Annotated in this window: 20 protein-coding genes; 8 read left to right on the top strand and 12 right to left on the bottom strand. The window is 72.5% G+C overall.

The features are described from left to right. Positions 1–11: 11 nt before the first annotated feature. Both ACZ64A_RS06550 and betA read right to left on the bottom strand, forming a co-directional pair. Complete coding sequence (locus ACZ64A_RS06550) at positions 12–845, bottom strand: methylenetetrahydrofolate reductase (RefSeq protein ID WP_469808613.1); 834 nt, start codon at positions 843–845, stop codon at positions 12–14. Between the two features lie 2 nt (positions 846–847). Further along, a complete protein-coding gene (gene betA, locus ACZ64A_RS06545; protein ID WP_469808612.1) occupies positions 848–2,518 on the bottom strand; it encodes a choline dehydrogenase in 1,671 nt (556 codons plus the stop codon). A 157-nt stretch (positions 2,519–2,675) separates the two neighbouring features. On the opposite strand from betA, the gene ACZ64A_RS06540 reads away from it, so the two are divergent. Then, the gene (locus ACZ64A_RS06540; protein WP_469808611.1) at positions 2,676–3,473 is read left to right on the top strand and encodes an IclR family transcriptional regulator; all 798 of its coding nucleotides are present in this window, start codon (positions 2,676–2,678) and stop codon (positions 3,471–3,473) included. A gap of 110 nt (positions 3,474–3,583) precedes the next feature. Here ACZ64A_RS06540 and ACZ64A_RS06535 read toward each other — a convergent pair whose 3' ends face one another. The 5 genes from ACZ64A_RS06535 to ACZ64A_RS06515 all read right to left on the bottom strand — a co-directional run bounded on the left by ACZ64A_RS06535 (position 3,584) and on the right by ACZ64A_RS06515 (position 8,455). Further along, complete coding sequence (locus ACZ64A_RS06535; protein ID WP_469808610.1) at positions 3,584–4,717, bottom strand: aromatic ring-hydroxylating oxygenase subunit alpha; 1,134 nt, start codon at positions 4,715–4,717, stop codon at positions 3,584–3,586. Positions 4,718–4,887: 170 nt separating this feature from the next. Further along, the gene (locus ACZ64A_RS06530; RefSeq protein ID WP_469808609.1) at positions 4,888–6,048 is read right to left on the bottom strand and encodes an NAD(P)/FAD-dependent oxidoreductase; all 1,161 of its coding nucleotides are present in this window, start codon (positions 6,046–6,048) and stop codon (positions 4,888–4,890) included. Next, positions 6,045–6,407 carry a bifunctional 3-phenylpropionate/cinnamic acid dioxygenase ferredoxin subunit gene (locus tag ACZ64A_RS06525; protein WP_469808608.1) on the bottom strand — a complete coding sequence of 121 codons (363 nt, stop codon included), beginning with the start codon at positions 6,405–6,407 and terminating at the stop codon, positions 6,045–6,047. The genes ACZ64A_RS06530 and ACZ64A_RS06525 overlap by 4 nt, the downstream gene beginning before the upstream one ends. 330 nt (positions 6,408–6,737) lie before the next feature. Then, positions 6,738–7,373 carry an MBL fold metallo-hydrolase gene (locus ACZ64A_RS06520; protein ID WP_469808606.1) on the bottom strand — a complete coding sequence of 212 codons (636 nt, stop codon included), beginning with the start codon at positions 7,371–7,373 and terminating at the stop codon, positions 6,738–6,740. Continuing rightward, entirely contained in the window at positions 7,370–8,455 is a 1,086-nt protein-coding gene (locus tag ACZ64A_RS06515) for an S-(hydroxymethyl)mycothiol dehydrogenase (protein ID WP_469808605.1), read from the bottom strand. The genes ACZ64A_RS06520 and ACZ64A_RS06515 overlap by 4 nt, the downstream gene beginning before the upstream one ends. A gap of 499 nt (positions 8,456–8,954) precedes the next feature. Here ACZ64A_RS06515 and ACZ64A_RS06510 point away from each other — a divergent pair, with 499 nt between their 5' ends. The 3 genes from ACZ64A_RS06510 (at position 8,955) to ACZ64A_RS06500 (ending at position 11,540) form a co-directional block, all read left to right on the top strand. Beyond that, on the top strand, positions 8,955–9,680 hold the full coding sequence (locus tag ACZ64A_RS06510) for a GNAT family N-acetyltransferase (protein WP_469808604.1): 726 nt from the start codon (positions 8,955–8,957) through the stop codon (positions 9,678–9,680). 271 nt (positions 9,681–9,951) lie between these two features. Beyond that, complete coding sequence (locus ACZ64A_RS06505; RefSeq protein ID WP_469809082.1) at positions 9,952–11,007, top strand: PP2C family protein-serine/threonine phosphatase; 1,056 nt, start codon at positions 9,952–9,954, stop codon at positions 11,005–11,007. Between the two features lie 182 nt (positions 11,008–11,189). Then, entirely contained in the window at positions 11,190–11,540 is a 351-nt protein-coding gene (locus tag ACZ64A_RS06500) for an ANTAR domain-containing protein (protein ID WP_469808602.1), read from the top strand. Between the two features lie 3 nt (positions 11,541–11,543). Here the strand turns inward: ACZ64A_RS06500 and ACZ64A_RS06495 are convergent, their stop codons facing one another. After that, positions 11,544–12,497: a helix-turn-helix transcriptional regulator gene (locus ACZ64A_RS06495; protein ID WP_469808601.1), complete on the bottom strand. Its 954-nt coding sequence runs from the start codon at positions 12,495–12,497 to the stop codon at positions 11,544–11,546. 275 nt (positions 12,498–12,772) lie between these two features. On the opposite strand from ACZ64A_RS06495, the gene ACZ64A_RS06490 reads away from it, so the two are divergent. Further along, on the top strand, positions 12,773–13,126 hold the full coding sequence (locus tag ACZ64A_RS06490) for an STAS domain-containing protein (RefSeq protein WP_469808599.1): 354 nt from the start codon (positions 12,773–12,775) through the stop codon (positions 13,124–13,126). Between the two features lie 173 nt (positions 13,127–13,299). Here ACZ64A_RS06490 and ACZ64A_RS06485 read toward each other — a convergent pair whose 3' ends face one another. Then, positions 13,300–13,776, bottom strand: coding sequence for a (2Fe-2S)-binding protein (locus ACZ64A_RS06485; RefSeq protein ID WP_469808598.1), 477 nt, complete (start codon positions 13,774–13,776; stop codon positions 13,300–13,302). A gap of 9 nt (positions 13,777–13,785) precedes the next feature. After that, complete coding sequence (locus ACZ64A_RS06480) at positions 13,786–16,116, bottom strand: molybdopterin cofactor-binding domain-containing protein (protein ID WP_469808597.1); 2,331 nt, start codon at positions 16,114–16,116, stop codon at positions 13,786–13,788. Positions 16,117–16,291: 175 nt separating this feature from the next. On the opposite strand from ACZ64A_RS06480, the gene ACZ64A_RS06475 reads away from it, so the two are divergent. Next, positions 16,292–17,500: a PucR family transcriptional regulator gene (locus tag ACZ64A_RS06475; protein WP_469808596.1), complete on the top strand. Its 1,209-nt coding sequence runs from the start codon at positions 16,292–16,294 to the stop codon at positions 17,498–17,500. 180 nt (positions 17,501–17,680) lie between these two features. Then, the gene (locus ACZ64A_RS06470) at positions 17,681–18,430 is read left to right on the top strand and encodes a hypothetical protein (protein ID WP_469808595.1); all 750 of its coding nucleotides are present in this window, start codon (positions 17,681–17,683) and stop codon (positions 18,428–18,430) included. A 69-nt stretch (positions 18,431–18,499) separates the two neighbouring features. On the opposite strand, the gene ACZ64A_RS06465 is transcribed toward ACZ64A_RS06470, so the two are convergent. Then, complete coding sequence (locus tag ACZ64A_RS06465) at positions 18,500–20,134, bottom strand: sigma-70 family RNA polymerase sigma factor (protein ID WP_469808594.1); 1,635 nt, start codon at positions 20,132–20,134, stop codon at positions 18,500–18,502. A 491-nt stretch (positions 20,135–20,625) separates the two neighbouring features. On the opposite strand from ACZ64A_RS06465, the gene ACZ64A_RS06460 reads away from it, so the two are divergent. Beyond that, positions 20,626–22,134, top strand: coding sequence for an MFS transporter (locus tag ACZ64A_RS06460; protein WP_469808593.1), 1,509 nt, complete (start codon positions 20,626–20,628; stop codon positions 22,132–22,134). 152 nt (positions 22,135–22,286) lie between these two features. On the opposite strand, the gene ACZ64A_RS06455 is transcribed toward ACZ64A_RS06460, so the two are convergent. Next, entirely contained in the window at positions 22,287–25,043 is a 2,757-nt protein-coding gene (locus tag ACZ64A_RS06455; protein ID WP_469808592.1) for a bifunctional YncE family protein/alkaline phosphatase family protein, read from the bottom strand. Positions 25,044–25,046: the final 3 nt, after the last annotated feature.

Below are 25,046 nucleotides of genomic sequence, written 5' to 3'. Positions count from 1 at the left end.
GCGGCGGCGTATCAGCCGAGGCGGTCGAGCAGCGCGCGTCGCCACCGCTCGGTCTCGGCGATCTGGTTGAAGGTGAACAGGTGCAGGCCGGCCACCGCGGCGGGCGGCGCGGTGAGCGCCTCGGCAGAGCGCCGCAGGAGCTTCTCCGGCGCGTAGCCCCCGGGCGTGGCGAACCGTACGAACCAGGAGGCGTGCCGGGTGAGGAAGCGCGTCGACTCCCCCACCCCGATCTTCGTCGCCATGGCCAGCAGTTTCGCCCGCTGTACCGGCCCGGCCACCCCGACGTGGACGGGCAGGGTGACCCCCCGCTGCCGTACCCGGGCGATCCAGTGGGCCAGCACACGCGGGTCGAAGCAGAGGTTGCTGACGATGTACGTGGCGTGCGCCCGCTTGTCCCACATCGCCTGGACGGTGATGTCGTCGTGGATCAGCGGATGGCTCTGCGGATAGCCGGTGATGCCTCGCTGCGCGAAGGGCGCGCCCAGCTCGTCCAGCAGGCGCAGCACCGGCAGCGCTCCCTCGTACGGCCCGGCGGGCGGGTCGGCGTCGCCCGCCGGCACGAAGACGTCGTCGACGCCCGCCGCGCGCAGCCGCTCGGCGACGTCCTTCAGATGTGTGTCGTCCCGCAGCAGCCGCGCGGGCACGTGCGGGACGACCCGGTATCCGTGCGCCGCGAGCCGCTCGGTGAGGGCGAGGGTCGGCTCCAGACCCTTGACCGGTGACGCCGTGACCGTGACCACGACGTCGCGCGGGACATGGGTGACGACCTTCTCCTCGGTCGTCCGGGCCGGCAGCACCTCGTAGCGGACGCGGCAGAGCAGCGAGCGCAGGGCGTCGGCGGACACGGCTACCCGACCTGCTGCTGGGCGTCGCGGTGCCGGTAGTACGCGGCCTTGGACGGCTCCAGCGGCTGCTTGCCGAGGATGAGGTCGGCCGCCTTCTCGGCCACCATCATCACGGGTGCGTAGATGTTGCCGTTGGTGACGTAGGGCATCACGGAGGCGTCCACCACGCGCAGTCCCTCCGTGCCGTGCACCTTCATGGTGAGCGGGTCGACGACCGACATGTCTTCGGTGCCCATCTTGCAGGTGCAGGACGGGTGCAGGGCGGTCTCGCCCTCCTTGGCGACCCAGTCGAGGATCTGCTCGTCGGTCTCGACGGAGGGTCCGGGCGAGATCTCGCCGCCGTTGTAGGGGGAGAGCGCCGGCTGGCTCAGGATCTCGCGGGCGACCCGGATGGCCTCCACCCACTCCCGGCGGTCCTGCTCGGTGGAGAGGTAGTTGAAGCGCAGCGCCGGATGGACGCGCGGGTCGCGGCTCTTGATCTTCACCGAGCCGATGGCGTCGGAGTACATGGGTCCCACGTGCACCTGGTAGCCGTGGCCGCCGGCCGGCGAGGAGCCGTCGTAGCGGACCGCGACGGGCAGGAAGTGGAACATCAGGTTCGGGTACTCGACGTCCTCGTTGCTGCGCGCGAAGCCGCCGGCCTCGAAGTGGTTGGTGGCGGCCGGCCCCTTGCGCATCAGCCACTGCAGCCCGATGAAGGGGGCGCGCCACTTCGCCATGTACGGCTGCATGGAGACGGGCTGCTTGCAGGCGTACTGGACGTAGACCTCCAGGTGGTCCTGGAGGTTCTCGCCGACGCCCGGCAGGTCGTGCACCACGTCGATGCCGAGGGCGGACAGCTCGGCGGCGTTGCCGACACCGGACAGCTGCAGCAGCTGCGGGGAGTTGATCGCGCCGCCGCACAGGATGACCTCACCGGCCCTGACCTGCTGCGGGGCGCCGCGCCCGCGCCGGTACTCGACACCGACGGCGCGCTTGCCCTCGAACAGGACGCGGGTGACGAGGGCGCGGGTGGTCACCGTGAGGTTCGGCCGCTTCATGACGGGCTTGAGGTAGGCCTTGGAGGCCGACAGCCGGCGCCCGCGGTGGACGTTGCGGTCGAACTTGGCGAAGCCTTCCTGCCGGTAGCCGTTGACGTCGTCGGTGGGGGCGTATCCCGCTTCCTGGGTGGCCTTGAGGAAGGCGCCGAACAGCGGGTTCTCGGCCGGGCCGCGCTCGAGGACGAGGGGCCCGTCGTGGCCGCGGAACTCGTCGTCCGGGTCGGCCGCGAGACAGTTCTCCATCCGCTTGAAGTACGGCAGACAGTGGGCGTAGTCCCAGGTCTCCATGCCGGGATCGGCGGCCCAGCGCTCGTAGTCCATGGGGTTGCCGCGCTGGAAGATCATGCCGTTGATGCTGCTGGAGCCGCCGAGCACCTTGCCGCGGGCGTGGTAGATGCGCCGGCCGCCCATGTGGGGCTCGGGCTCGGACTCGTACTTCCAGTCGTAGAAGCGGCTGCCGATCGGGTAGGTCAGCGCCGCGGGCATCTGGATGAAGACGTCCCAGGGGTAGTCGGAGCGGCCCGCCTCCAGGACGAGCACCCGGTTGCCGGGGTCGGCCGAGAGCCGGTTCGCCAGTGCGCTGCCGGCCGATCCACCGCCGACGATGACGAAGTCGTAGTGCAGGACAGCCATGGTGCCTCGTCTCACTCGAAACGCGCCGTCGATACGCGACGGATGCTAGTACGGGTAGCGCTATACGCACTAGGTTGCGGACGGCGCAACTTGCACGATTCTTTGTTCACACTGCGTCACTTGCCATCGCGTTGTTTACCGCGCGTATAGTTCCGCTATGAGCAACTACAGTCCGGATACCGAAACGAGCGGCGCGCCGTCCGGCGGTGTGCAGTCCGTCGACCGTGCCATCAGCGTGCTCGAGATCCTCGCCCAGCGGGGAGAGGCCGGCGTCAGCGAGGTGGCCGGAGAGCTGGACGTGCACAAGTCCACCGCCTTCCGACTGCTCGGCGCCCTGGAGGCGCGCGGCCTGGTGGAGCAGGCGGGCGAGCGCGGCAAGTACCGGCTCGGCTTCGGCATCGTGCGCCTGGCCGGCGCCGTCACGGGGCGTATCGACATCACCCAGCAGGGCCGGCCCGTGTGCGAGCGCCTCGCCGAGGAGATCGGCGAGACGGTCAACATCGCCGTGATGCAGGAGCACTACGCGATCAACCTCTACCAGGTGCGCGGCACGGCCGCCGTGACCGCGCACAACTGGGTCGGCCAGCTCACCCCGCTGCACGCCACCTCCAGCGGCAAGGTCATGCTGGCGCACCTGCCGGCCAAGCAGCGTGCGGCGCTGCTGAGCGAGTCCGGCCTGAAGAAGGTGACCCCGCACACGATCTCCTCCAAGGTCAAGCTGGAGAAGAACCTCGCCGAGGCCCGGGAGCGCGGGTACGCCTGGACGCTGGAGGAGCTGGAGGTCGGGCTGCACGCGATGGCCGCCCCGATCAGGGACCGGGAGGGCCAGGTCATCGCGTCGATCAGCGCCTCCGGCCCCGCCTACCGGTTCACCGAGGACCGCATGCACGAGCTGGCTCCGGTCCTGGTCGAGGGTGCGCGGGAGATCAGCCACCGCATGGGGTACCTGGGCTGAGCGCCCGGACCCGGCCGCAGCACCGATCCAGGGCCACTGAGCCCGCAGCACGACCGCCGCACGGCCCGCGTACGCCCCCCGCGCGGGCCACGGGCGCTCCTGCCCCGCCGTCACCGCGGCTGCTGCGTGCCGAGCCGCTCGTTCACCCAGTCGTGGAAGGCGCCGATGTGGTGCTCGCTGGGCACCAGCACACCGCCCTTGGCGTACAGCCGCGAGCTCATCCCGGGCTGGGTGCGCTCGCAGGCGTCGAAGTCCTGGCGGTTGACCCGGTCGAACAGCTCCACGGACCGGCTGACGTCCTTGCCGCTCTCCACCACACCGGGCAGGTACAGCCAGTCGCACTCGACGACCGTGCGGTCGACGGCGACCGGGTACATCCGGTGGAAGATCACATGGTCGGGCACGAGATTGATGAAGACCTGCGGCTTGACGGTGATCGCGTAGTAGCGCCGGTCCTGGTCCTCGGACACCCCGGGGATGCGGTCCAGGCCCTCGGAGCCGTCGACCGTGAAGCCCTTGACCTCGTCACCGAACTCGGCGCCGTGCCCGACGTAGTACTGCGCGGCGTAGCCGTCGGCGAACTCCGGGAGCACCTCGGTCAGTTCGGGGTGGATCGTGGCGCAGTGGTAGCACTCCATGAAGTTCTCGATGATGAGCTTCCAGTTCGCCTTGACGTCGTAGACGATCCGCTTGCCCACCGCGAGGCTGTCGATGTCGTAGCGCTCGATCGCCGCCACGTCCCCGAGGCGCTCGACGACCGCACCGATCACGTCCTCCTCGAAGGAGGGCGGGTTCTCCGCCAGGCACACCCAGACATAGCCGAGCCATTCCCGGACGGCCACGTCGACCAGGCCGTACTCGGTGCGGCCGACGTCGGGCATCTTGGTGAGGTTGGGCGCCGCGACGAGCTTGCCGTTCAGGTCGTAGGTCCAGGCGTGGTACGGGCACTGGAAGGCACGCTTGACCTCGCCGGTCTCCTCCGTGCACAGCTTGGCGCCGCGGTGCCGGCACACGTTGAAGTACGCGCGGATCGAGTGGTCCCGCGCACGGGTGACGAGGATGGACTCGCGGCCCACGTCGACGGTGCGGAAGGCGCCGGGCTTCGGCAGGTCGGAGGCGCGCGCGACGCAGAACCACATCGCCTCGAAGATGCGCTCCTGTTCCTGGGCGAAGACGCCCGGGTCGGTGTAGGAGGAGCCGGGGAGGGTGGCGATCAGGCTGTCCGGCAGGCTGGTCGAGGTCACGGGTGCACTCCTCGGGAGAACGTCGTGGGTCGGTAGGTCACGCGCCGGGAAGGGCGACTTCGTACGGCGTTGTGTGAGAAGCGTGGTGCGGCGGCATGCCGTGCGATGTTGCGAATGACGCAGTGTCGCGTGTGATGCGCAACGCAGCATCGATGGCCGCGTGAGGGGTGTCAAGAGGTCGCGGCGAGCTGCTTGCGCCAGCGGGTGAACAGCCGCGGCTGGTTCATCCCGAGCGCGGCGACGGGTGCTCCGGCACGCCGGTACACGGCGAGGAAGCTGCGCTCGTCGGTGCGCCCCTCCTCGACGGTCACACTGTCGGCGCCGGCGGCGTGCCCGGTGAACTGGATCTTCACGCCGTACTGGTCGGACCAGAAGTACGGCGGCCGGGGCACCCCCGGCTCCCGCGCGCCGTGGGCGAGCAGCGTGGCCACGGCGGCGTCGGGCCGCTCCAGCGCGCCCGTCCAGTGCTCGACGCGGCGGTGCGTGCCGGTGTGCGGGTCGTACCAGTTGGCGCAGTCGCCGACGGCGACCACCCCGGCAAGGCTGGTGCGGCCGTCGGAGCCGCAGGTGACGCCGTTGTCCAGGGCGACACCCGAGCCGTGCAGCCACTCGACGCCGGGGCGTGCCCCGATGCCGACGACCACGAGGTCCGCGGGGACGGTGCGGCCGTCCTCCAGCAGGACGGCGTCCACGCGCCGCTCGCCGCTCAGCCCCTTGACGCCCACCCCGCACACCAGCCGTACCCCGTGGTCGGCGTGGAGGGCGGAGACGACCGCGCCCATGTCCGCGCCGAGAGGTCCGGCCAGCGGTGTCGGGGCGGCCTCGATCACGGTGACGTCGAGGCCGAGGGCGTACGCCGTGGAGGCGACCTCGGCGCCGACGAAGCCGCCGCCGATCACCACCAGTCGTCCACCCAGGGCCAGTTCGTCCCGCAGGGCGCGGGCGTCGTCCAGGGTGCGCAGCGTATGGACGCCGGCCAGGCCGTCCGTGCCGGGCAGGGTGCGGGCGGCGGCGCCGGTGGCGAGGACGACACCGTCGGCGCGGATCTCGCGGCCGTCGGCGAGCCGTATCGCCCGCTCGGTACGGTCCAGTGCGGTGGCGCGGGTGCCGAGCACCCACTCCGCCTGGAGGTCCTCGCCGTCGCGCTCCAGCGCCAGGTCCGCCTCGCCGAGGGTTTCGGCGAGGAACTCCTTGGACAGCGGCGGCCGGTCGTAGGGGCGGTGGGGCTCGTCGCCGACGACGACCAGCCGGCCGTCGAAGCCCTGCCGCCGCAGCGAGCGCGCGGCCGACAGGCCGGCCAGGGAGGCGCCCACGACGGCGACGGTCCTCACGCGGGGCCTCCGGCCAGGCGGGCGGCGACGCACGGGGGCAGGTTGGGTGCCTCGGTGGAGAGCCGGACGTGGATCATGCCGTCCTCGACGACGACCTCGTGGGTGCGGACCGGGAGCTTGGCCGGCGGGGCGTCCACCGCCCCGGTCCTGAGGTCGAACTTCGAGGCGTGCAGCGGGCATTCGACCTCGCAGCCCTCCAGCCAGCCGTCGGCGAGCGAGGCGTCCTGGTGGGTGCAGGTGTCGTCGATGGCGAAGAGCTCGCCGTCGTCGGTGTGGAACACCGAGACCGGCGGGTCGATGTCGAGCCGGTGGGCCTCGCCTCGCGGCAGATCCGCGAGACGGCACGCGGGAATCATCATGACACCTCGGTGCGTATAGCGAAACGGATTGCGGTTAGCGCAACGCCAGTCTGCGGGCCGCCGAGAAGCGTTGTCAAGGCGTTCACCGGGCTGGTTGCGCGTGGTCCGGCGGCGTTTTCCGGGCACGCCGGAGCACCTGCGAAAGCGCAGGTGAGAAAGGGGAGCAGGCGCACGTACGAGGCGTGAGCGAGACGGCGCGGGGGCGCCGGAGGGGGCGCCGGCGAGAAGGCGGGGGGCGCGGGGTCGCCGCGGATGGCGCGCCTCGCGCGGTGCGGGGACGGCCCTGCCGCCGGCGCCGGGGCAGGGCCGCCTTCACGCCGGGGCGGCGGCTCAGAAGCCGCGGTCGATCCACTCCTGGAGATGCGGTGCCTCGGCACCGACGGTGGTGGTGTCGCCGTGCCCGGTGTGCACGACGGTGTCGTGCGGCAGCGAGAGCAGACGCCGACCGATGGAGTCGATGATGGTCGGGAAGTCGCTGAACGACCGTCCCGTGGCCCCCGGCCCGCCGGCGAACAGCGTGTCGCCGCTGAACAGCGCGGTCAGCGCTGGCGCGTGCAGACAGACGGCTCCCGGGGCGTGCCCCGGGGTGTGCAGCACGGTCAGCTCAAGACCCGCGACCGTGATCCGCTGCCCGTCGGCCAGCTCGCCGTCGGGTTTGCGGTCCGGATGGGTCTGCTGCCACAGCGGCAGATCGTCCGGGTGCAGCAGGATCGGGGCGCCGGTGCGCTCGGCGAGGGCGGGCGCGGCGTCGATGTGGTCGTTGTGCGCGTGGGTGCACACGATGGCGCGCAGGGTGCGTCCGCCGAGGGCCCGTTCGATGGCGTCGGCGTCGTGCGCCGCGTCGATCACCACGGCCTCGTCGTCGTCCCCGATGATCCAGACGTTGTTGTCGACGTCCCAGGTGCCCCCGTCCAGGGAGAACGTCCCGGAGGTGACAAGGCGTTCGATGCGGGCGCCGGCCGTCACAGGACCACCACCGAGCGCAGGACGTCACCGTGGTGCATGCGCTCGAAGGCCTTCTCGACGTCGTCGAGCGCGATGGTCTCGGTGACGAAGGCGTCCAGGTCGAGGCGGCCCTGGAGGTAGAGGTCGACGAGCATCGGGAAGTCCCGGGAGGGCAGGCAGTCGCCGTACCAGGACGACTTCAGCGCCCCGCCGCGCCCGAAGACGTCGAGGAGCGGCAGCTCCAGCTTCATCTCCGGGGTGGGAACCCCGACCAGCACCACCGTCCCGGCGAGGTCGCGGGCGTAGAAGGCCTGCTGGTACGTCTCCGGGCGGCCGACGGCCTCGATGACGACGTCGGCGCCGAAGCCGCCGGTCAGCTCGCGCACCGCCTCGACCGCGTCGGTCGCCTTGGAGTTGACCGTGTGGGTGGCGCCCAGCTTCTCGGCCGTGGCGAGCTTGCGGTCGTCGATGTCGACGGCGATGACCTTCGCGGCGCCGGCCAGCTTGGACCCGACGATCGCCGCGTCGCCGACCCCGCCGCAGCCGATCACGGCGACGGTGTCGCCGCGGCCGACGTTGCCGGTGTTGATCGCCGCGCCGAGGCCCGCCATCACGCCGCAGCCGAGCAGACCGACGGCGGCCGCCGAGGCGGCCGGGTCGACCTTGGTGCATTGCCCGGCGGCGACCAGGGTCTTCTCGGCGAAGGCACCGATGCCGAGGGCCGGCGAGAGCTCCGTGCCGTCGGTCAGGGTCATCTTCTGCTTGGCGTTGTGCGTGTCGAAGCAGTACCAGGGCCGGCCGCGCAGACACGCACGGCACTGGCCGCACACCGCGCGCCAGTTCAGGACGACGAAGTCACCGGGCGCCACGTCGGTGACGCCCTCCCCCACCGCCTCCACGACACCGGCGGCCTCGTGCCCCAGCAGGAAGGGGAAGTCGTCGCTGATGCCGCCCTCGCGGTAGTGCAGATCGGTGTGGCAGACCCCGCAGGCCTCGATCTTGACCACGGCCTCACCCGGACCGGGGTCGGGCACGATGATCGTTTCGATACTGACGGGGGCACCCTTGCTGCGTGCGACGACCGCGCGGACCTGCTGAGCCATGGCCACTCCTCGGCTGACAGAGGATCGAGATGTTGCCTAATGCGATACGCATCTCGTATGTCGCAACTCAGCATCGCGGAGAGGGAGGCGGCGGTCAAGGAATCCGACACAACGGCGACGACCCGGCGTCCTTGCCGCCACGCCGCGTCGTCACGGGTACGGATCAGACGGGCGGGGTTGCCGCCGACGATGCCGGCGGGCACGGGCATGACGGGCTCCGGCGCTCCCTCGGCAGCGGGGTTCGGCGACCGGCCCATGCTCGCGGAGACGCGCTGCCGAGGACACCGGATTCCTGTTGCCCGTTACGCCCGGCTTCCCTTACGTGACCTGCGGCGACACACGGCGCGCGCCTTGCGGAATCACGTCATCCGGCCGTCTACTGTCCTTCACGTCTTCGTTGCTCGCACAACGGGACCTCTGACGCATCCTGTCTCCCTCCCCTTCGCACCGGGTCACCGGTGACCGGGAGGGCCCCCATCACCAGAAAGACCGAAGGTCCGTGCCCGTTGCCGTCGTTCTCACCGGTCGCCTGACGCGGCTGGAGCCCCTCGCGACGCACCATGTCGAGGGTCTGGCTCAAGCCGCAGCCGAGGACCGCAGCTCCTATGCGTTCACCCCCGTCCCGCACGGCCTCGACGGGGCCGCCCACTACGTCGACCGTGCGCTCGCCGAGCATGCGGCGGGCCGGGCTCTGCCGTTCGCCGTGGTCCGCGCCGACGACGGCCGTGTCGTCGGCTCCACCCGCTTCGTGGAACTCGACTACTGGCAGGGCCCCCCGGTGTGGCCGGCCGTGCCCGGCCTGCCGTACGGCGACCCGGTCACCGCCGTCCCGGACGCCGCCGAGATCGGCAACACCTGGCTGTCCGCGCGCGCCCAGGGCACCGGGATCAACGCCGAGGCCAAGCTGCTCATGCTGCGCCATGCCTTCGAGACCTGGCGGCTGCGGCGGGTGTGCTTCCGCGCCGACGCCCGCAACCTCCGCTCGCGCGCCGCCATCGAACGCCTCGGCGCCACCTGCGAGGGCGTGCGCCGGGCCCACTCCCGGGGGCTGGACGGGGTGGTGCGCGACACCGCGTTCTACTCGATCCTGGACGAGGAGTGGCCCGCCGTCCGCGCCATCATCGAACTGCGGCTGACGGCGGCGCGCACCCGGACACCCCTCGGCGCCGTACAGAGCGGCGGCCCCCAGCCGGGCGGCTTCGACGAACGGCTCGTCCCGGCCTGAGCCCGGCCTCGCGGGGCGGCGGGGGTGGCGGGGGTGATCGGCTCGACCCGTCCTCGCCCGACCGCCGCCCCCGCGGGGGCGGCCTGCTCAACCGTCCCCGCCCAAGTGCCGCCCCGGCGACGCCGGCCGGCCGGAGCGCGCTGCCCAGGGGAACGGCCCGGTTCCTCCGGTGGACGCCGTCCCGGCGGCAGGTGGTGGTGGGGCTGCCGAGGTGAGATCATGGCGTGTGCCCCTGCAGGAGTTGCGGCGGACGCGATCGGGGCGGGCGTTGATCCTCATCCCCGTCGGGCTGGTCGTCGCGGTGTACGTGGTGGACGTCCTGGCACCGTCGGACGTCCATCTGGGGCCGTTGCTGGTGGCGGCGCCCGCGCTCACCGCCGCGTTCGCCGGTCCCCGGCTCACCGCGCTGATCGGTCTGCTGGCCGTCGCCGCCCAGCTCCTCATCGGCGTGTCACGGGGCGTCCTCGGCACCGAGAACCTCGCCGCACAGGTGGGGGCACTGGTCCTCGTCTCCGGCCTCATCGTGCTGTTCTGCCTGGTCCGGGAGAGACGCGAGCGCCAGCTCACCGAGAGCCGTACGGTCGCCCAGGCCGTCCAGGAGGTGCTCTTCCCCGCGCTGCCCCGGCGCAGCGGCCCGCTGGACCTGGCCTGCCTCTATCTCGCCGCGCAGGACGAGGCGACCATGGGCGGGGACCTCTACGCCGCCGTCCGCACCGATGACAGCACCCGGCTGCTGATCGCGGACGTGCGCGGCAAGGGCCTGCCGGCGATCACCCATGCCGCGCTGCTGCTCGGAGCCTTCCGAGCGGCGGCGCACCGCCGGCCCACGCTGCCCCGGCTCGCCGTCCACCTCGACGGCAGCATGCGCTGGGAGTCCCACCAGTGGAACCCGCCCGGGACGCCCGACACCGAGGAGGCGTTCGCCACCGCCATCATGCTGGACCTGCCCGACGGGGAGCCCGTCGTGCACCTCGTGGTGTGCGGGCATCCCTCTCCTCTGCTGCTGAGCGGCGGGCACGCAGAGCCGCTGCCGCTCAAGCGGATCGCGCCGCCGCTGGGCCTCGGCGGGCTGTCCGGCGGCACCTCGTACGTCGTGGAGTCGTTCGCGTTCCTCCCCGGTGACGTGCTGCTGCTGTACACCGACGGCATCCTGGAGGCCCGCGACGAGCGGGGCGCCTTCTTCCCGCTGGCCGACCGTGCCGAGGCCTGGGCCGCCGAACCCGCCGACGATCTGCTGCACCGCCTGCGCGAGGAACTCATGGCGTACGCCCACGGCCGGCTCGGCGACGACGCCGCGGCCGTGACGATCATCCGCCGCACGGAGTGAGACGGCGCCCCAGCCCCGGCTCCGCCACACGAGCAGCGGCGGTCGGCCCCGTCGACGGAATCGGCGATTTCGTTTTCTGGACCGCCAACCCGGCAGGTCTTCGTTTCCGGTGCTCCGCAGTGCGCACGGCCCGGGCAGGAGGACCCTGACCAGCCGATCGCCGCGTCAGGAGCACCACCACCATGCCGGACCACGAGGACCAGCAGCACACGATCCTCGCCCTCCAGGAGGAGATCCAGCAGCTGAAGCACGCCGTCGTCTCCCGCGCGGTCATCGACCAGGCGATCGGGGTCGTGATCGCCCGGGGCAGACTGCCGCCGGAGTCGGCCTGGAACGTCCTGAGGGAAGTCTCCCAGCACACCAACACCAAACTGCGGGAAGTGGCGGAACACGTGGTGCAGTGGCCGCGCTGCGGCTGGCTGCCGCCGGAGATCCGCCGGGCCCTGCGCGCCGCGCTGCAGCGGACCACGTGTGCTGCCGGTCCGGGCAGAGCGGGTGAGGCCGTGCCGCCGGCCTGCTCAGGCTCAGGCTGATGCTCAGCCGCGCAGGGTGCCGGCCGGGCTGGTGCCGTACGCCTCGCGGTACAGGGCGGCGAAGCGGCCGGGGTGGGCGAAGCCCCAGCGTGCGGCGATGTCGGCGACGGTCGTGTCCGTGGGATCGGCGGCCCGCAGTTCCTGATGGGCATGGGCGAGACGCACCCGGCGCAGATAGCCGAGCGGGGTGGTGTCGAGGTGGCGGCGGAAGGCGTACTGCAGCGCCCGGACGGTGACGTGCGCGGCGGCGGCGATGTCGGCGACGGTGAGGGGCTGATGGGCGTGGTCCTCGATGTATGCGACGGCCCGCCGCAGGGTGACGGAGTGGGCGTCGGTCCTGTCCTGCGCGGTCGGATCGGTGTGGGCGGTGTTCGGGAAGGCCGCCAGCACGCTCGCCGCCAGCAGCTGGCCGCTGGTCGAGGCGATCAGCGGCTGGCCGGCGACGGCCGGGTCGGCGAGGACGTGGTCGCGCAGATAGACGATCGTGCTCTTGAGCTGGCGGGCGGCGGACGGCGAGTGCGGCCGGTGACCGGTCAGCCGGACCGGCTCCAGAACCGGTTGCGGACCGGTGGCGGCGACCTGGTCCAGCAGGGCGCTGTCCAGCATCGTGATGTTGTAGCGGGCGCTGCAGATGCGCCCGGCGTAGGGCAGGTCGGGGGGTGCGAAGAGCACCATGTCACCGGGGCCGAAGTCGTCCCGCACGCCCTGGAAGACATGGTCCTGGACGGTGCCCTCGTGGACCATGCACAGGCAGATCTTCCCGAGCGGGGTCACGGCGTAGCTCATCTCGAAGCCGAGGTCGAGCTCGTCGACGCTGACCGAGGGCATGGCGGCGCGGCGGATGTGTGCCCTGCTGTCCTCCGGCGTGTTGCTGCCGATGGTCATACGGGCGTAGGCCCGGCACAGGAAGTCCTCGGTCTCGGCCAGATCCTGGCTGTCGAACACCAACGAGTCCATTGCGTCACCGCCCCGGCGAGATCAGAAGGTCCAGTGACCCGGTCGCGGGACGCGGGCCGGCGGCCGGGCATGCCCTGCGACGCCTACCCCGTCGCCGGGCGACGATGCGCCGGGGGGTGCGCCGTGTTTCGTCTCACGGACAGCCGCGCACCGGTGCTTCGCCCGGTGGGCTTTGCGTCGGGCCTGTGCAGGGAACATATACGCGGCAGCGTTGCTGCTCCGGGACCGCGTTGCGTCATGGGCAACCGGGGTGGGAGACAACAGAAGGAGCCACCGTGAACTCCGAGGTGCGCATCCAGGTGACGGAAGAGCCCGGCCAGGCGCCGCTGGTCACCGTGACCGGCCCGCTGGACCTGTTCAGCGGCCCCCCTCTGTACCGTCAGGTCACGCGCGTGCTGGAAAGGCACGCGTCGCTCATCGTGGACCTGGCCGGCGTCACGGCCTGTGACTCCTCGGGTCTCAACACCCTCCTGCGGCTGTGCCGCCGCGCTCGCGAGGCCCGGGGCCGTCTGGTCCTCGTCCCGCCGGCGGCGCTGCTGGACCGGCTGGCACCGCACGCGCTCCGGGAGAGCGCACTGGTGGTGTACGGCAGCCTCGAGGAGGCCCGCACGACGGACCTCGCCGCCTGATCACCGCGCCAGCGTCACCTCCACGGCCCCGCCTCCCCCCTGACGGCCCGGCCCCGGCTCCTTCCCCAGGGTCGGTTCCAGTCCTCACGGCCGCGGCCGGGCAGGTGCGGCGGTAACCGGCGTCGGGGGTTCTGGGGCGGGCGCCGGGCGAGACGTCCGGCGCCCGCCCGGGCTCAGTACTTCTTCGCCCCGGCCACGATCGCCTCACGGATGCGGTGGTAGGTGCCGCAGCGGCAGACGTTGCGGATCTCGTCGAGGTCGGCCTCGGTGATCTCCCGGCCCTCCTCGCGGGCCTTGCGCACCTTCGCGACGGCGGTCATGATCTGGCCGGGCTGGCAGTAGCCGCACTGGGCGACGTCGTACTCCAGCCAGGCCTCCTGCATCGGGTGCAGGGCACGGCCGACGGTGGCGGGCAGTCCCTCGATGGTGGTGATCTCGTCGTCCGGGCCGATGGCCTCGACCGGCACCGAACACGGGTTGAACGCCTTGCCGTTGACATGGCTGGTGCAGGCCTGGCAGACGCCGAGCCCGCAGCCGTACTTCGGACCGGTGACCCCGAGGACGTCGCGGAGCACCCACAGCAGCCGGACGCCGTCCTCGATGTCCACGGTGACGCGCTCGCCGTTGAGGATGAAGGTGTGTTCGGGCACGGAACTCTCCTAGAAGGCGCGGTCGAGACCGTCGGTCGGGGACGCCGGGACCGGCGGGGTGGTGGGCAGCGGCTCGAAGCCGAGCGGGCCGGCGTGGTTGACCGGGAAGCTGGTCGGCATGGCGCCGGTGGCCCGGCCGTAGGCGCAGGCCACGGCGGCCGCCGCGCCCGCCACGGCCAGTTCGCCGGCGCCGCCGGGCTCGCCGGTGGTGGGGGGCATGACGACGATCTCCAGCTCGGGCGGGGTGTTCCACTGCCGGGTGTAGAAGTAGTTGTCCCAACTGCCCTCCAGGAAGTGCCCGTCCCGAAGGTGCAGTCCCGAACTCAGCGTGATGGCGATGCCGTCCATGATCCCGCCCATCATCTGCGCCTGCAGTCCGCGCGGGTTGACGGCCAGCCCGACGTCGACGGCGCAGACGACTTTGGTGACCCGGGGTCCCGCGTAGCCGTCGCGGACCGTGCGGCCGGTGGTCTCGGGCCGGCAGTCGATCTCCGCGAGGACGGCCACGTATGCGTGGTACTCGGGGTGGAGCGCGATGCCCTGGGCCGTGCCGGCGGGCATGGCGCGGCCCCACTTCCCCACCTCGGCCACCTTGTCCAGCACGGCCCGCGCCCGGTCCTCCTTGAGGAATTCCCGGCGGAACCGGTAGGGGTCCTTGCCCAGCCGCTTCGCCAGCTCGTCCACGACCAGCTCCTGCGCGCAGCGCGCGTTGGGCGAGTAGATGTTGCGCATGGAGCCGGTGTGGAAGCCCTTGTCGGTCTCGCTGAGCAACTGGGTGACGACCCCGAAGTGGTACGGCGTCTGCTGGGTCAGCGCGAAGATCGTCTCCGAGAAGGTGAGGTCGCCGACCGGCAGCCGGGCGGCCTCGGCGGTGATGATCTCGCCGACGCCGTGACCGAAGTCGGTGGCGACGGAGGTGTGCCGCTGGTCGAGGGTGAGCACCTGGCCGAGCGCATAGGTGGCGCGGACCCGTGAGGTGGCCATGGGGTGGACGCGGCCGTGCCGGAAGTCGTCGGTGCGGTGCCACATCAGTTTGACCGGCTTGCCCATCGCCCGGGAGATCTCGGCGGCCTCGGCGGCGGCGTCGTGGAAGAGCTTGCGGCCGAAGGAACCCCCGCCCTCGGTGACGTGGACCTGCACGGCGGAGACGGGCAGCCCGAGCTGCGCGGCGATCTGTTCCCGGGCGACGATCGGGGACTTCAGGCTCGCCCAGATCTCGGCCGAGTCCGTCCGGACGTCGGCGATGGCGCAGTTGGTCTCCAGGGCACTGTTGCCGGCGAAGTGGAAGGTGAACCGGGCGTCGACCGACTTGGTGAGCAGGTCCAGAGCGGGCAGCGGGAGTTCCGCCTTGCGCAGCTCGTCGCGGACGGTGTCGTCGCTGCGGCCCTCGACCGTCCCGGGCCCCCAGGAGGCCTTCAGCGCGCGCACGGCGTCGATGCACTGCCCGAACGTCCGCCCGCGCACGGCCACCCCGGTGGAGACGGTGACGACGTCGGTGATGCCGGGCATCGCCCGGACCGCGGCCAGGTTGTCGACCGCGCGGAGCGTGCCGTTGATCGTCGGCGCCCGGCACACCATCGTCGGCAGGGCGCCGGGGACGTGCAGGTCCATGGCGAACCGCTTGCGGCCGGTAACCGCCTCCAGCGCGTCGATGCGCCGCCGGCCGGTGCCGATGACCGTGAACTCGCCGGGCTCCTTCAGGGTGACCGGCACCTGGGCCGTCGTCACGGCTGCGGCCTTCTGCGCCAGGTCGCCGTAGGTGAGGCTGCGCCCGGTTGCCGCCGAGGTGACGACGCCCGCCTTCGCGGTCAGGGTGTCCACCGCCTCGCCCAGTTCGAGGGCGGCCGCGTGCAGCAGCCGGCCCCGGGCGACGGCGGCCGCCACCCGGATCGGGGTGAACGTCGAGATGGTGGTGTTGGAGCCGCCGGTGAGCTGGTTGAACAGCAACTCCGGCCGGGCGTCGGCGAGCGTGACCCGGATCCGCTCCAGCGGCAGGTCGAGTTCCTCCGCGATCAGCATGGCGCTGGACGTCGTGATGCCCTGCCCGACCTCCGCGCGGGGCAGCGCGAAGGAGGCCGTGCCGTCGGCCTCGACCCGGATCGTGATCAGGTTCGCCGTGGGCAGCGCGGCATGCGTGAGCATGTCGTTGAGGTCGTAGATCTCCGCGGGGCCCGGGACGGAGGGGACGACCGCCGCCGCCTCGGCGGGGGCGAGCACGGCCTCGCCGAGTTCGGCGGCGACGGTCAGGGTAGAGGCGGCCAGCACATAGCCGAGGAATCTGCGGCGTTCGATCCCGGGACGAGGGGGCCGCTCCTCCGGGTCCGTCAACGGTCCTCCCACGCGTTTCTCCTTCACTCCGCCACGAGTTGTGCACAGGCACCCGTGCGCGCTGCGACGATGCCGCACACTGCCGGTGATTCCACCGCTCAGCACCGGTTTCGGCCATGGGCGGGCGGCGGGAAAAGGCGGCCCGTGTTTGTGCCGGCGCACAACCACGCCCGGCTACACTGCGCCCGTGACGCCACAGCTGAGGGCCGGCGACCGGGTCGTGGAACTGGTGGGCCGCCTGCTGACGGAGGTCGACCGGCTCGCGGAGGACCTCACCGACCAGATCCTCGGCGGTGAACACGCCTACGCCGAGAGCACGGTGCTGGGCCGCGCACAGCTGCGCACCGTCGTACGCGACAACCTGACCACGATGTTCACGGCGCTCCAGGGGCGCCCCACGACGCTGGACGCGCCCCGCGCCGCGGGCCGGCTGAAGGCCGAGCAGGGCATCGAGCTGGCCGCGCTGCTGCACGCCTACCGGCTGGCCGGCCGCTTCGTCTGGGACCGGCTGCTCGCCGCCGCCGTGGACGACGGGAGCACCGTCCAGTTGCTGCACCTGGCCTCGGACATGTGGGCGGCCATCGACGACTACTCCGGCGCGGCGGCGGACGCCTACCGGGCCGCTGTCGAGGAGCGCTCGCGGCGCGACGCCGCCGCCCGTTCGATGATGCTCACCACGCTGCTCGAGGGCCGGGCCGGCACGCACGCGAGCGCGTGGGAGATCGCCCGCGTCCTGGAGCTCGACCGGCAGGGGCCGTTCGTGGTGGTCTGCGCGGAGGTCCACGACCGGGTGGAGCCGCTGCCCAGCGTCCGCGGCCGCCTGGGCGGCGCCGGGATCGGCTCCGAGTGGCTGCAGCAGATAGGGGCCTGGGTGGGCCTGCTGGCCCTCCCCCACGAACAGGCCCTCGCGGTGGCCGTCGAGCAGCTCACCGCGATCGCCCTGTCGAGGGTCGGCGTCAGCCGCGCCTTCACCTCCCCCGTCAACGCCCCGGCGGCCTGGCGGCAGGCGCAACTGGCCGTGCAGTGCCTGCCGTACGGCACCCACGGCACCCATCTGTACGGCAGCGCGCCCGTCTCCCTGCTGGCCGCCGCCTCACCCGACACCGCGCAGGAGGTCGCCGGGGCCGTGCTCGGGCCCGTCCTCGCCCTGCCCCCGCAGGAGCGGGCCACGCTGCTGGCGACCCTGCACGCCTGGTTCACCGCGGGCGGCTCGACGACGGCGGCGGCCGGCCGGCTGCACTGCCACCGCAACACGGTCCTGTACCGCCTGGGCCGCATCGCCGAGCTGACCGGGCGGCGCACCACGGACGCGGAGTCCTCCGCCGAGCTGTACATCGCCCTCGCCGCCGTACGGCTGAACGGGCAGCCGGGATCGTTCGGCGCGCCGCCCTCGTAGACGGGTTCCCGTCGGTCGGCCCGGACCAGGGAGCGGCGACGGGGCGGGTCCGGCGTGATCGGACGGCCGCTCCCCGGGTTCTGACGGCGCGCCATACGGGGGAGGAATCGGGTGCGGCGGGCAGGGCGGCGGACCAGATGGTTATGCATCACTCGTCCACGCCCCCCGTCGGAGGTCGCAGTGAACCGCAGCAGGGCCCTGGCCTTCCTGGTCGCAGCCGTGTGCGTCGTCGTGCCGGGCACCGCCGGGTGCGAACGGCCGGCCGGGCACCCGTCCGCGCACGGCGCGCCGCCGGCCGGCGGGCCCTCGGCCCACTCCGCTCCCCCGCGCGTCGTCCCGCGCCCGCTGCCCGGCGTCGGGCCGGCCATGCGCGCCCGTATCCCGGCGGCCTCGCGGCAGGTGCTGGTGGTCAGCGGCGCGACCGCGGACACGAACGAGGCACGGGCCGTCCTGTACGAGCAGACCCCCGGCCTGGGCTGGCACGCCGTGGCCGGTCCCTGGCCCGCCCGCAATGGGCTGCGCGGCTGGACCGAGGACCACGACCTGAACGACCTGCGCACGCCGATCGGTGTCTTCCGGCTCAGCAACGCCGGCGGGCTGCTGCCCGACCCGGGCAGCCGGCTGCCGTACGACCAGGACGAGGCGTTCACCGCGTCCGGCACCGGCCATCTCGGGGAGCCGCTGGAGGGCGCCTTCGACTATGTGATCGCCATCGACTACAACCGGGTGCCGGGCAGCAGCCCGCTGGACGAGGCCCGGCCCCTGGGCGAGGACAAGGGCGGCGGGGTCTGGCTCCATGTGGACCACGGCGGCCCGACCAACGCGTGCGTCGCGATGGACAAGTCCTACATGCTCGCGCTGCTGCGCGTCCTGGACGCGGCCAAGGAGCCCGTGGTGGTGATGGGGCCGCAGGAGGCGCTGCTGAGCTGAAGCCGCCCCCCTGGGACCTGCCATCCGGACCACGCCCGGCGTCGCGGGGTGCTCCGGTCGCTGCGTGCTCTACAGCTCGGTGCCGAAGTCCTGGGTCCACCACGGCCCGCCGTCGCCGTCGTGGATTCCGACGCCGAGGTTGCGGAAGGAGCAGTTGAGGATGTTGGCGCGGTGGCCGGGGCTGTTCATCCACGACGTCATCACCGCGTCGGGAGTCTGCTGCCCCTTGGCTATGTTCTCCCCGTACGTCGACCAGCGGTATCCGGCGGCCGTGATCCGCTGGCCGGGATCGGTGCCGTCGGGCGTGTTGTGCTCGAAGTAGTTCCGGGCGGCCATGTCGTCGGAGTGGGCCTGGGCGGCGTTCGTCAGCTTGCCGTCCTGGGTGACGGGGGCGCAGCCCGCCGCCTGGCGTTCCTTGTTGACCAGGGCGATCACCTGCGAGACCGGGTCGGACCCGGCCGGCTGGGCGGCCGCACCGCGTGCCGCGGCCGGCTGCGACGTGGCCCGGCGCGGCGCGCTGCGCGCGGGCGCCGCCTTGCCGGGGCCGGTCGTGGCGCTCGCGCTCGGCGACGGGGAAGCGGTGGCCGACGCGGACGGGCTGGGGGTGGGGCTGGGGCTGGGGCTCGCGGAGACGGACGGTGCGGTGTGCGCGCCGGGGCCGGCCGAGGCCGGCTCCGGCACGATCGCCGGCTCCACGCTCCGGGCCGCTGCGGCGTCCTCCTCCGTGCCCCCACCGGGCAGGAGGGTGTAGACCAGGCCGCCGCCGGCCAGGCAGGCCGCCACGACGGCGCCACCGACCGCCCGCCTGCGCAGCCGCCGCCTGCGACGCGCCGCGCCACGGGAGCCGGGCCTCGTCGCGCCGTGCCCGCCCGTCCGTACCGACACGGTCGCCCCGGCCGGGACGACGGTGTCCGCGGCGAAGCGGAGCCGGTCCAGGAGCGCGGGGACGACCGGGACCAGCGCCAGCCCCGCCAGCAGGCCCTCCGCGGGCAGCAGACCGCTCCACAGGCCCGAGCAGCGCGCACAGCCGCGGGCGTGCCGGGCGATGCGCTTGCGCCACAGCGCCGAGGGCCGGCCGTCCCAGCCGGTGAGGTCGGCGTGCAGCTGCGGGCAGCGCGGCCGCGCGTCCAGGGCCCGTACCACGACCCGGGCCGCCTCCAGCTGGGCCTTCATCCGCTGCACCCGCACGGCCGTGTGCTGCGCGGTCAGCTCCAGCGCGGCGGCGACCTCGGCCCGGGTCAGTTCACCGGCGGTCTCCAGCCACCACAGCGACAGCAGCCCCCGGTCGTCGGGCTCCAGCCAGCGGGTGGCGCGCGCGGTCTCCTGCCGCTGCCCGGACAGCTGCAGCCTCACGATCGTCAGGTCGACGAAGTCGGCGCCCGGGTCGGCGACGTCCCAGGCGTCCTCCACCGGGCCCTGGGCGGGCTGCTGCTTGTGCCAGTGGGCGCGCACCTGGTTCATCGCGATGGCGACCAGCCAGGAACGGAAGCTCGCGGGGTCGCGCAGGTCGTCCAGCGAGCCGAGCGCCCGCAGCATGGTGTCCTGCACGACGTCGTCCACGTCCACCGAGCCGTTCAGCGCCCGGCCCACGATGTTGTAGACCAGCGGCAGGAACGCGCCGACCAGCGCGTCCTGGGCCGCCTGGTCGCCGTCCCGGGCGGCGGTCACCAGTGCCGCGGGATCCATCGTGTGCCCTGTGTTCATGCCCAGCTCCCCTGTCGTCGACGTCGAACGTCGTGGTCCGTCACATGGGAGATCCCTGAGGGAACACCGGATAACGGTTTTTCGTCCAGACGTGCGAAGAGAGGTCACCGCATCGGACGCCCCGCGTGCAAGGAAGCACGTCACATCGCACGTCACATCGGGCTGCGCCCGGTGGACGGCGGGCCCGCGCGGCGCGTCCGTTCGAGTGGAGGCCGCGTCTGTGGCGATGCGGGACGGCCGTGACCGGCGTTGAGCAGGTCCGTCACCTCCCCCTGCCCCCACAAGGAAGGAACCCGTCCATGCGACGTACCGCCCTGCTCGCCGTCTGCGCCCTGATCTCCGCCGCGGCCACCGGCTTCTTCACCACGGCGGCCATCCACAGCCGGTGATCATCAAGCCGTCGTCTCGGGTTGCGGGCACCCGTGTGTGCCCGTACTCCGGTGGGGGAACCTGATTCGTCTCTGCACCGGCCCCGGGTGGAAGGAGCCCTTGTGACAGCGCAGGTGTCAGCGGTGAACGACCGGGACCCGGACGCCGGGTACCGGCCGGATCCGCACCGCTGGCGGGCCCTGTGGGTCACTCTGGTGGCCGGATTCATGAGTCTGCTGGACGTGACGATCGTGGCGGTCGCCCTGCCCACGATCCAGCACGACCTGCGCGCCTCCCCGGCGCAGGTGCAGTGGGTGGTGTCCGGGTACGCCCTCACCTTCGCCCTCGCCCTGGTCACCGCCGGACGGCTCGGCGACGCCCTGGACCGGCGCCGGATCTTCCTGCTGGCCCTGACCGGCTTCGTCGTCTTCAGCGCGGCCTGCGGGGCGGCCCCCGACATCACGCTGCTGGTGGTGGCCCGTCTCGCCCAGGGCCTGGCGGCGGGCTTCATGGCGCCGCAGAACTCCGCGCTGATCCAGCAGATGTTCCGCGGCGCCGAACGCGGACGCGCCTTCGGCTTCTTCGGCGCGACCGTCGGAGTCTCCGCCGCCGCCGGACCGATCACCGGCGGCGCCATCCTGGCCCTGGCGTCCGGCGCGCAGGGCTGGCGGTGGATCTTCTACGTCAACGTGCCCATCGGCATCCTCGCCGTACTGCTCGGCCGCCGGCTGCTGCCGCGCACCCGCCGCTCGGGCCGGGGGCAGGTGGACTGGCCTGGTGTGGCGCTGCTCGGGCTCGGTGTGCTGGCGCTGATGTACCCGCTGGTGCAGGCGGACTCCGGCGGGATCGGCCGAGTGTGGTGGCTGTTCCCGGCCGGTGCCGCGGTCCTCGTCGCCTTCACCTGGTGGCAGCACCGGCTCGTCGCGCGCGGCGCCCAGCCACTGCTCGATCCCCGGCTGTTCACCACGGTGCGCGGGTACGCCGCGGGTGCGGCCGTGGGCACGCTGTACTTCGTCGGCTTCAGCGGGGTCTTCCTTGTCTTCGCCCTCTTCTACCAGCACGGGCTCGGCTTCTCGCCGCTGCACTCGGGTCTTGCCGTGACGCCCTTCGCCTTCGGCTCGGCGTGCGCGGCGGTCGGCTCCGGCCGGCTGGTGGACCGGTTCGGGCGGCTGCTCACCGTGTGCGGTCTCGCGGCCGTGGTCGTCGGCCTCGGCGGCACCGCGCTGCTGCTGCTCCTCGCCCCCCTGGACATCGCTCCGTGGATCGCAGCGCCGCTCCTGCTCGTCGGTGGCGTCGGCAGTGGTCTGGTCGTCTCCCCCAACATCACCCTGACCCTGCGGGACGTGCCGGTGCGGATGGCGGGGGCGGCGGGCGGCGCCCTGCAGACGGGGCAGCGGCTCGGCGCGGCCGTGGGTACGGCCGCTCTGCCGGGCCTGTTCTACCTGGTGCTGGGCAGGAGCGACGACTATCGCCGTGCCGTGGTCACGGCGCTGGCCGCGGCCCTCGTGGGCATGCTGGCGTCGCTGGCGCTGGCGACGTTCGACTGGCGGCGTGACCGCTGCTCCCGCGGGGAGCACGGGAGGTGCCCGGACGAGGTCGCCCACGATCCGGTGCACGCCCGGCATCCCTGAGCCGCCCGCCGCACCAGCGACGAGACGGCGGCCGGCGGCTTTTCCCGGCCGCAGACGGTACGGCGAGGCCCCCGGCCGGCGCTGCTGCCGGCCGGGGGCCTCGTTCATGGGGTGGCGGACCGCGTCAGCCGTCGGGCGGGAACCCGGGGGCGTCAGCCGTCGGATTCCGCCGAGGGGATGAAGGCGCCGGGCACGTCCTGCGGGGCGTAGATCGTGTTCTCGCCCGGGTAGGGCTTCTTCCACTCGTGCGTCTGGTACCACGTGAAGTGGTTCATCTGCGCGGGGTTGGCGAAGTCCGGCACCGCGTGCGGGCCCGTCAGGCGCTGCTTCGCCTTCCAGGCGTCCCACTCGGCCGCGAGCTGCCGCTTGTCCGCCGGGACCTTGGCCGACGGCACGGCCGCCGCCCGCGGGTTCTGTGCCGCCGGGGTGTCGGTGCCGCAGGGCGGCGGGGTCTTCAGTCCGTCGGTCAGCGAGGCCCGGTTGGGCAGCGCCTTGAACGGCGTGAGGTCGGCGCGCGGGGTGAAGGCGCCGCGCATCGGGGTCGCCGCGCTGTCCTTCTGGTTCATCGGGTGGATCCCGAGGATCTGCTCGATGGTCCGGATCATCGTGATCTGGGTGTAGTAGTGGCTGTCGACGACGCCGTGCCGGGCCCAGGGGCTGATGATCTGGACCGGCGCGCGGTGGCCGTCGACGTGGTCGAGGCCGGCCTGGGAGTCGTCCTCGACGACGAAGATCGCCGAGTCCTTCCAGTACTTGCTGTGGGAGATCTCCTCGACCATCCGGCCGACCGCGAGGTCGTTGTCGGCGACCTGCGCGGTCGCGCTCGCCGGGCCGCCGGTGTGGTCGTTGGAGAACCAGAACATGTTCAGGTCCGCCGGGCCGTGCTTCTCGAAGTCCTGCTTCCAGATCTCGTACTTGTAGACGTCCGGGACGTCGAGGTCGAACATCGGGAAGCCGGGCGCGGAGACGGCGTTCAGCGAGGGGATCGCCGAACCGGTCTGGATGGGGTACGCGGTCGGCTTGCCGGTGGCGGCCATGTCCTTGGCGTCGCAGTACAGGTTCTGCCAGGTCGCGCCGGCCGGCTTGGTCTCCACCGACTGGAACTCTCCGAAGTCCCGTACGGACTTCCCGGCCGCCTGCGCGCCCGTCCACAGGAAGCCGGACTTCTGGTGGCCGAGCGCGTCGTTCTCGGTGTCGTAGCTGCGCTGGTACTCACCGGCCGAGGACTCGGTGTACTCCGGGTCGTCGGCCTGCATCAGCCAGTTGTGGCCCTCGGCGGAGTTGGTGCCGATGTCGTAGGTGTTGTCGTACAGGCCGAACTGCCGGGCCAGGGCGTGCTGGTTCGGCGTCACGTTCTCGCCGAACTGCGTCACCGACGCGTCGCCGTTGCCCTCCGGCATGTCACCGAAGACCTGGTCGTAGGTCCGGTTCTCCTTGACGATGAGGAACACGTGCTTGATCGCCGAGGGGTCTCCGAGCCGCGCCGGCACCGGCACCGGGCGCGGGTTGCTGCGCGGCCGGCTGAAGGCGACCCTGCCGCCGTTCCAGCCGTTCTGCCGGAAGACCTTGGCGGTCTGCGCGCGGGTGACGCTGTCGTCGGGCAGCGTGAAGCGCTGCACGCTGGACGTGGTGTCGTGGGTGGCGTGCCCGGCCTTGGTGGTGGGGCGGCGGGCGTCGATGCCGCGGGTGTTGGAGACGTACACCTGGTCGCCGGCGGTGGCGATCTCCGCGGGGAAGTAGTCGGTCGGGAGCAGACCGACGTAACTCACGGGCTCCTGCGCGCTGGTGTACCGGTAGACGGCGACCGCGTTGGCGCGGCCGAGCGTGACCAGCAGGTGGCCGTCGTCGGTGACGGTGACGGCGTCCGGCTCGTAGCCGACGGACGCCTCGGGCCACGGCTGGGTGGCGATCGTCTGGACGACCTTGTCACGGGCGGTGTCGATGACCGACACGTCGTTGGAGGCCGTGTCGGTGACGAACAGCGCGCCCTTCTTGGCGTACAGGGCGGTCGGGTGCAGTCCGACGTCGATGCTGCCGGGCGCGGCGGCCGGGTGCGCGAGGTCGATGACGCTGACCGTGCCGGTGGTGGTGGCGCCGGTCTTCGGGTCGGCCGGCACCTGGGTGCCGTAGGAGTTCATGGTGGTCTCGCCGGGCTTGGCCGGGCGTCCGCCCTCGTTGCTGACGTAGAGCTTGCCGCCGACGCGGACCATGTCGCGCGGCGCGTTGCCGACGGCCCAGCTCTGCCGGATGGCGCCGGTCGCCGCGTCGAGGGCGACGACCCGGTTCTGGCCGTTGACCGCGGCGTACACCGTGGAGCCGTCGGCGGAGAAGACCGGCTCGCCGACGAGGGCGTGCTGGGTGCCGTCCGCGGGGATCGTGACGGACACCGGGCTGGTGACGGTGCCGTCCGGGTTCACGGTGAAGCGGGTGTAGCCGTCGGTCTGGCCGAGCCACAGCTGCTTGCCGTCGGGTGAGTAGGTGGGGCCTTCCTGGCCCACACTGTTGCTCTTCAGGCGCGGGTTGGACGCGGCGGCGGTGCCGACGACCTGCTGCACCTTGTAGGTCTTCAGGTCGACGAGGGCGAGCGCGCTGCCGCCGTCGGTGACGGCGGCGGCGAGGTGGCTGCCGTCCGGGCTGAGGGCCGACGACATGATCTTGCCGTCGTTGATGACGAGACGGTCGCCGTAGGGGGCGATGTACTGGTCGCTGGAGATGACCTGGCCCTGATCGGTGTTCTGGCCGACCTGGTCGGTGCCGAACTGGTGGGTCTGGGCGTAGGCGACGCCCGCGGCCACGACGGCGAGAGCGGTGGTGCCGGCCGTGACCAGGGGTATACGGCGGCCGAGGCGTCTGGCGAGAAGGCCGGGGGCGCCCTTCTCGACACGCCGGCGACGGCGTGTTACCTGCATGGA

Source organism: Streptomyces sp. NPDC104814 (assembly GCF_055583185.1).
The sequence above is the reverse complement of the archived record's forward strand: the minus strand, read 5'-3'. Positions and strand labels throughout refer to the sequence as shown.

Bases quoted from the DNA above. Each gene is read 5' to 3' on its own strand.
- betA (WP_469808612.1), bottom strand. From the start codon at position 2,518: ATGGCTGTCCTGCACTACGACTTCGTCATCGTCGGCGGTGGATCGGCC.
- ACZ64A_RS06540 (WP_469808611.1), top strand. From the start codon at position 2,676: ATGAGCAACTACAGTCCGGATACCGAAACGAGCGGCGCGCCGTCCGGC.
- ACZ64A_RS06525 (WP_469808608.1), bottom strand. From the start codon at position 6,407: ATGATGATTCCCGCGTGCCGTCTCGCGGATCTGCCGCGAGGCGAGGCC.
- ACZ64A_RS06515 (WP_469808605.1), bottom strand. From the start codon at position 8,455: ATGGCTCAGCAGGTCCGCGCGGTCGTCGCACGCAGCAAGGGTGCCCCC.
- ACZ64A_RS06500 (WP_469808602.1), top strand. From the start codon at position 11,190: ATGCCGGACCACGAGGACCAGCAGCACACGATCCTCGCCCTCCAGGAG.
- ACZ64A_RS06495 (WP_469808601.1), bottom strand. From the start codon at position 12,497: ATGGACTCGTTGGTGTTCGACAGCCAGGATCTGGCCGAGACCGAGGAC.
- ACZ64A_RS06465 (WP_469808594.1), bottom strand. From the start codon at position 20,134: ATGAACACAGGGCACACGATGGATCCCGCGGCACTGGTGACCGCCGCC.
- ACZ64A_RS06455 (WP_469808592.1), bottom strand. From the start codon at position 25,043: ATGCAGGTAACACGCCGTCGCCGGCGTGTCGAGAAGGGCGCCCCCGGC.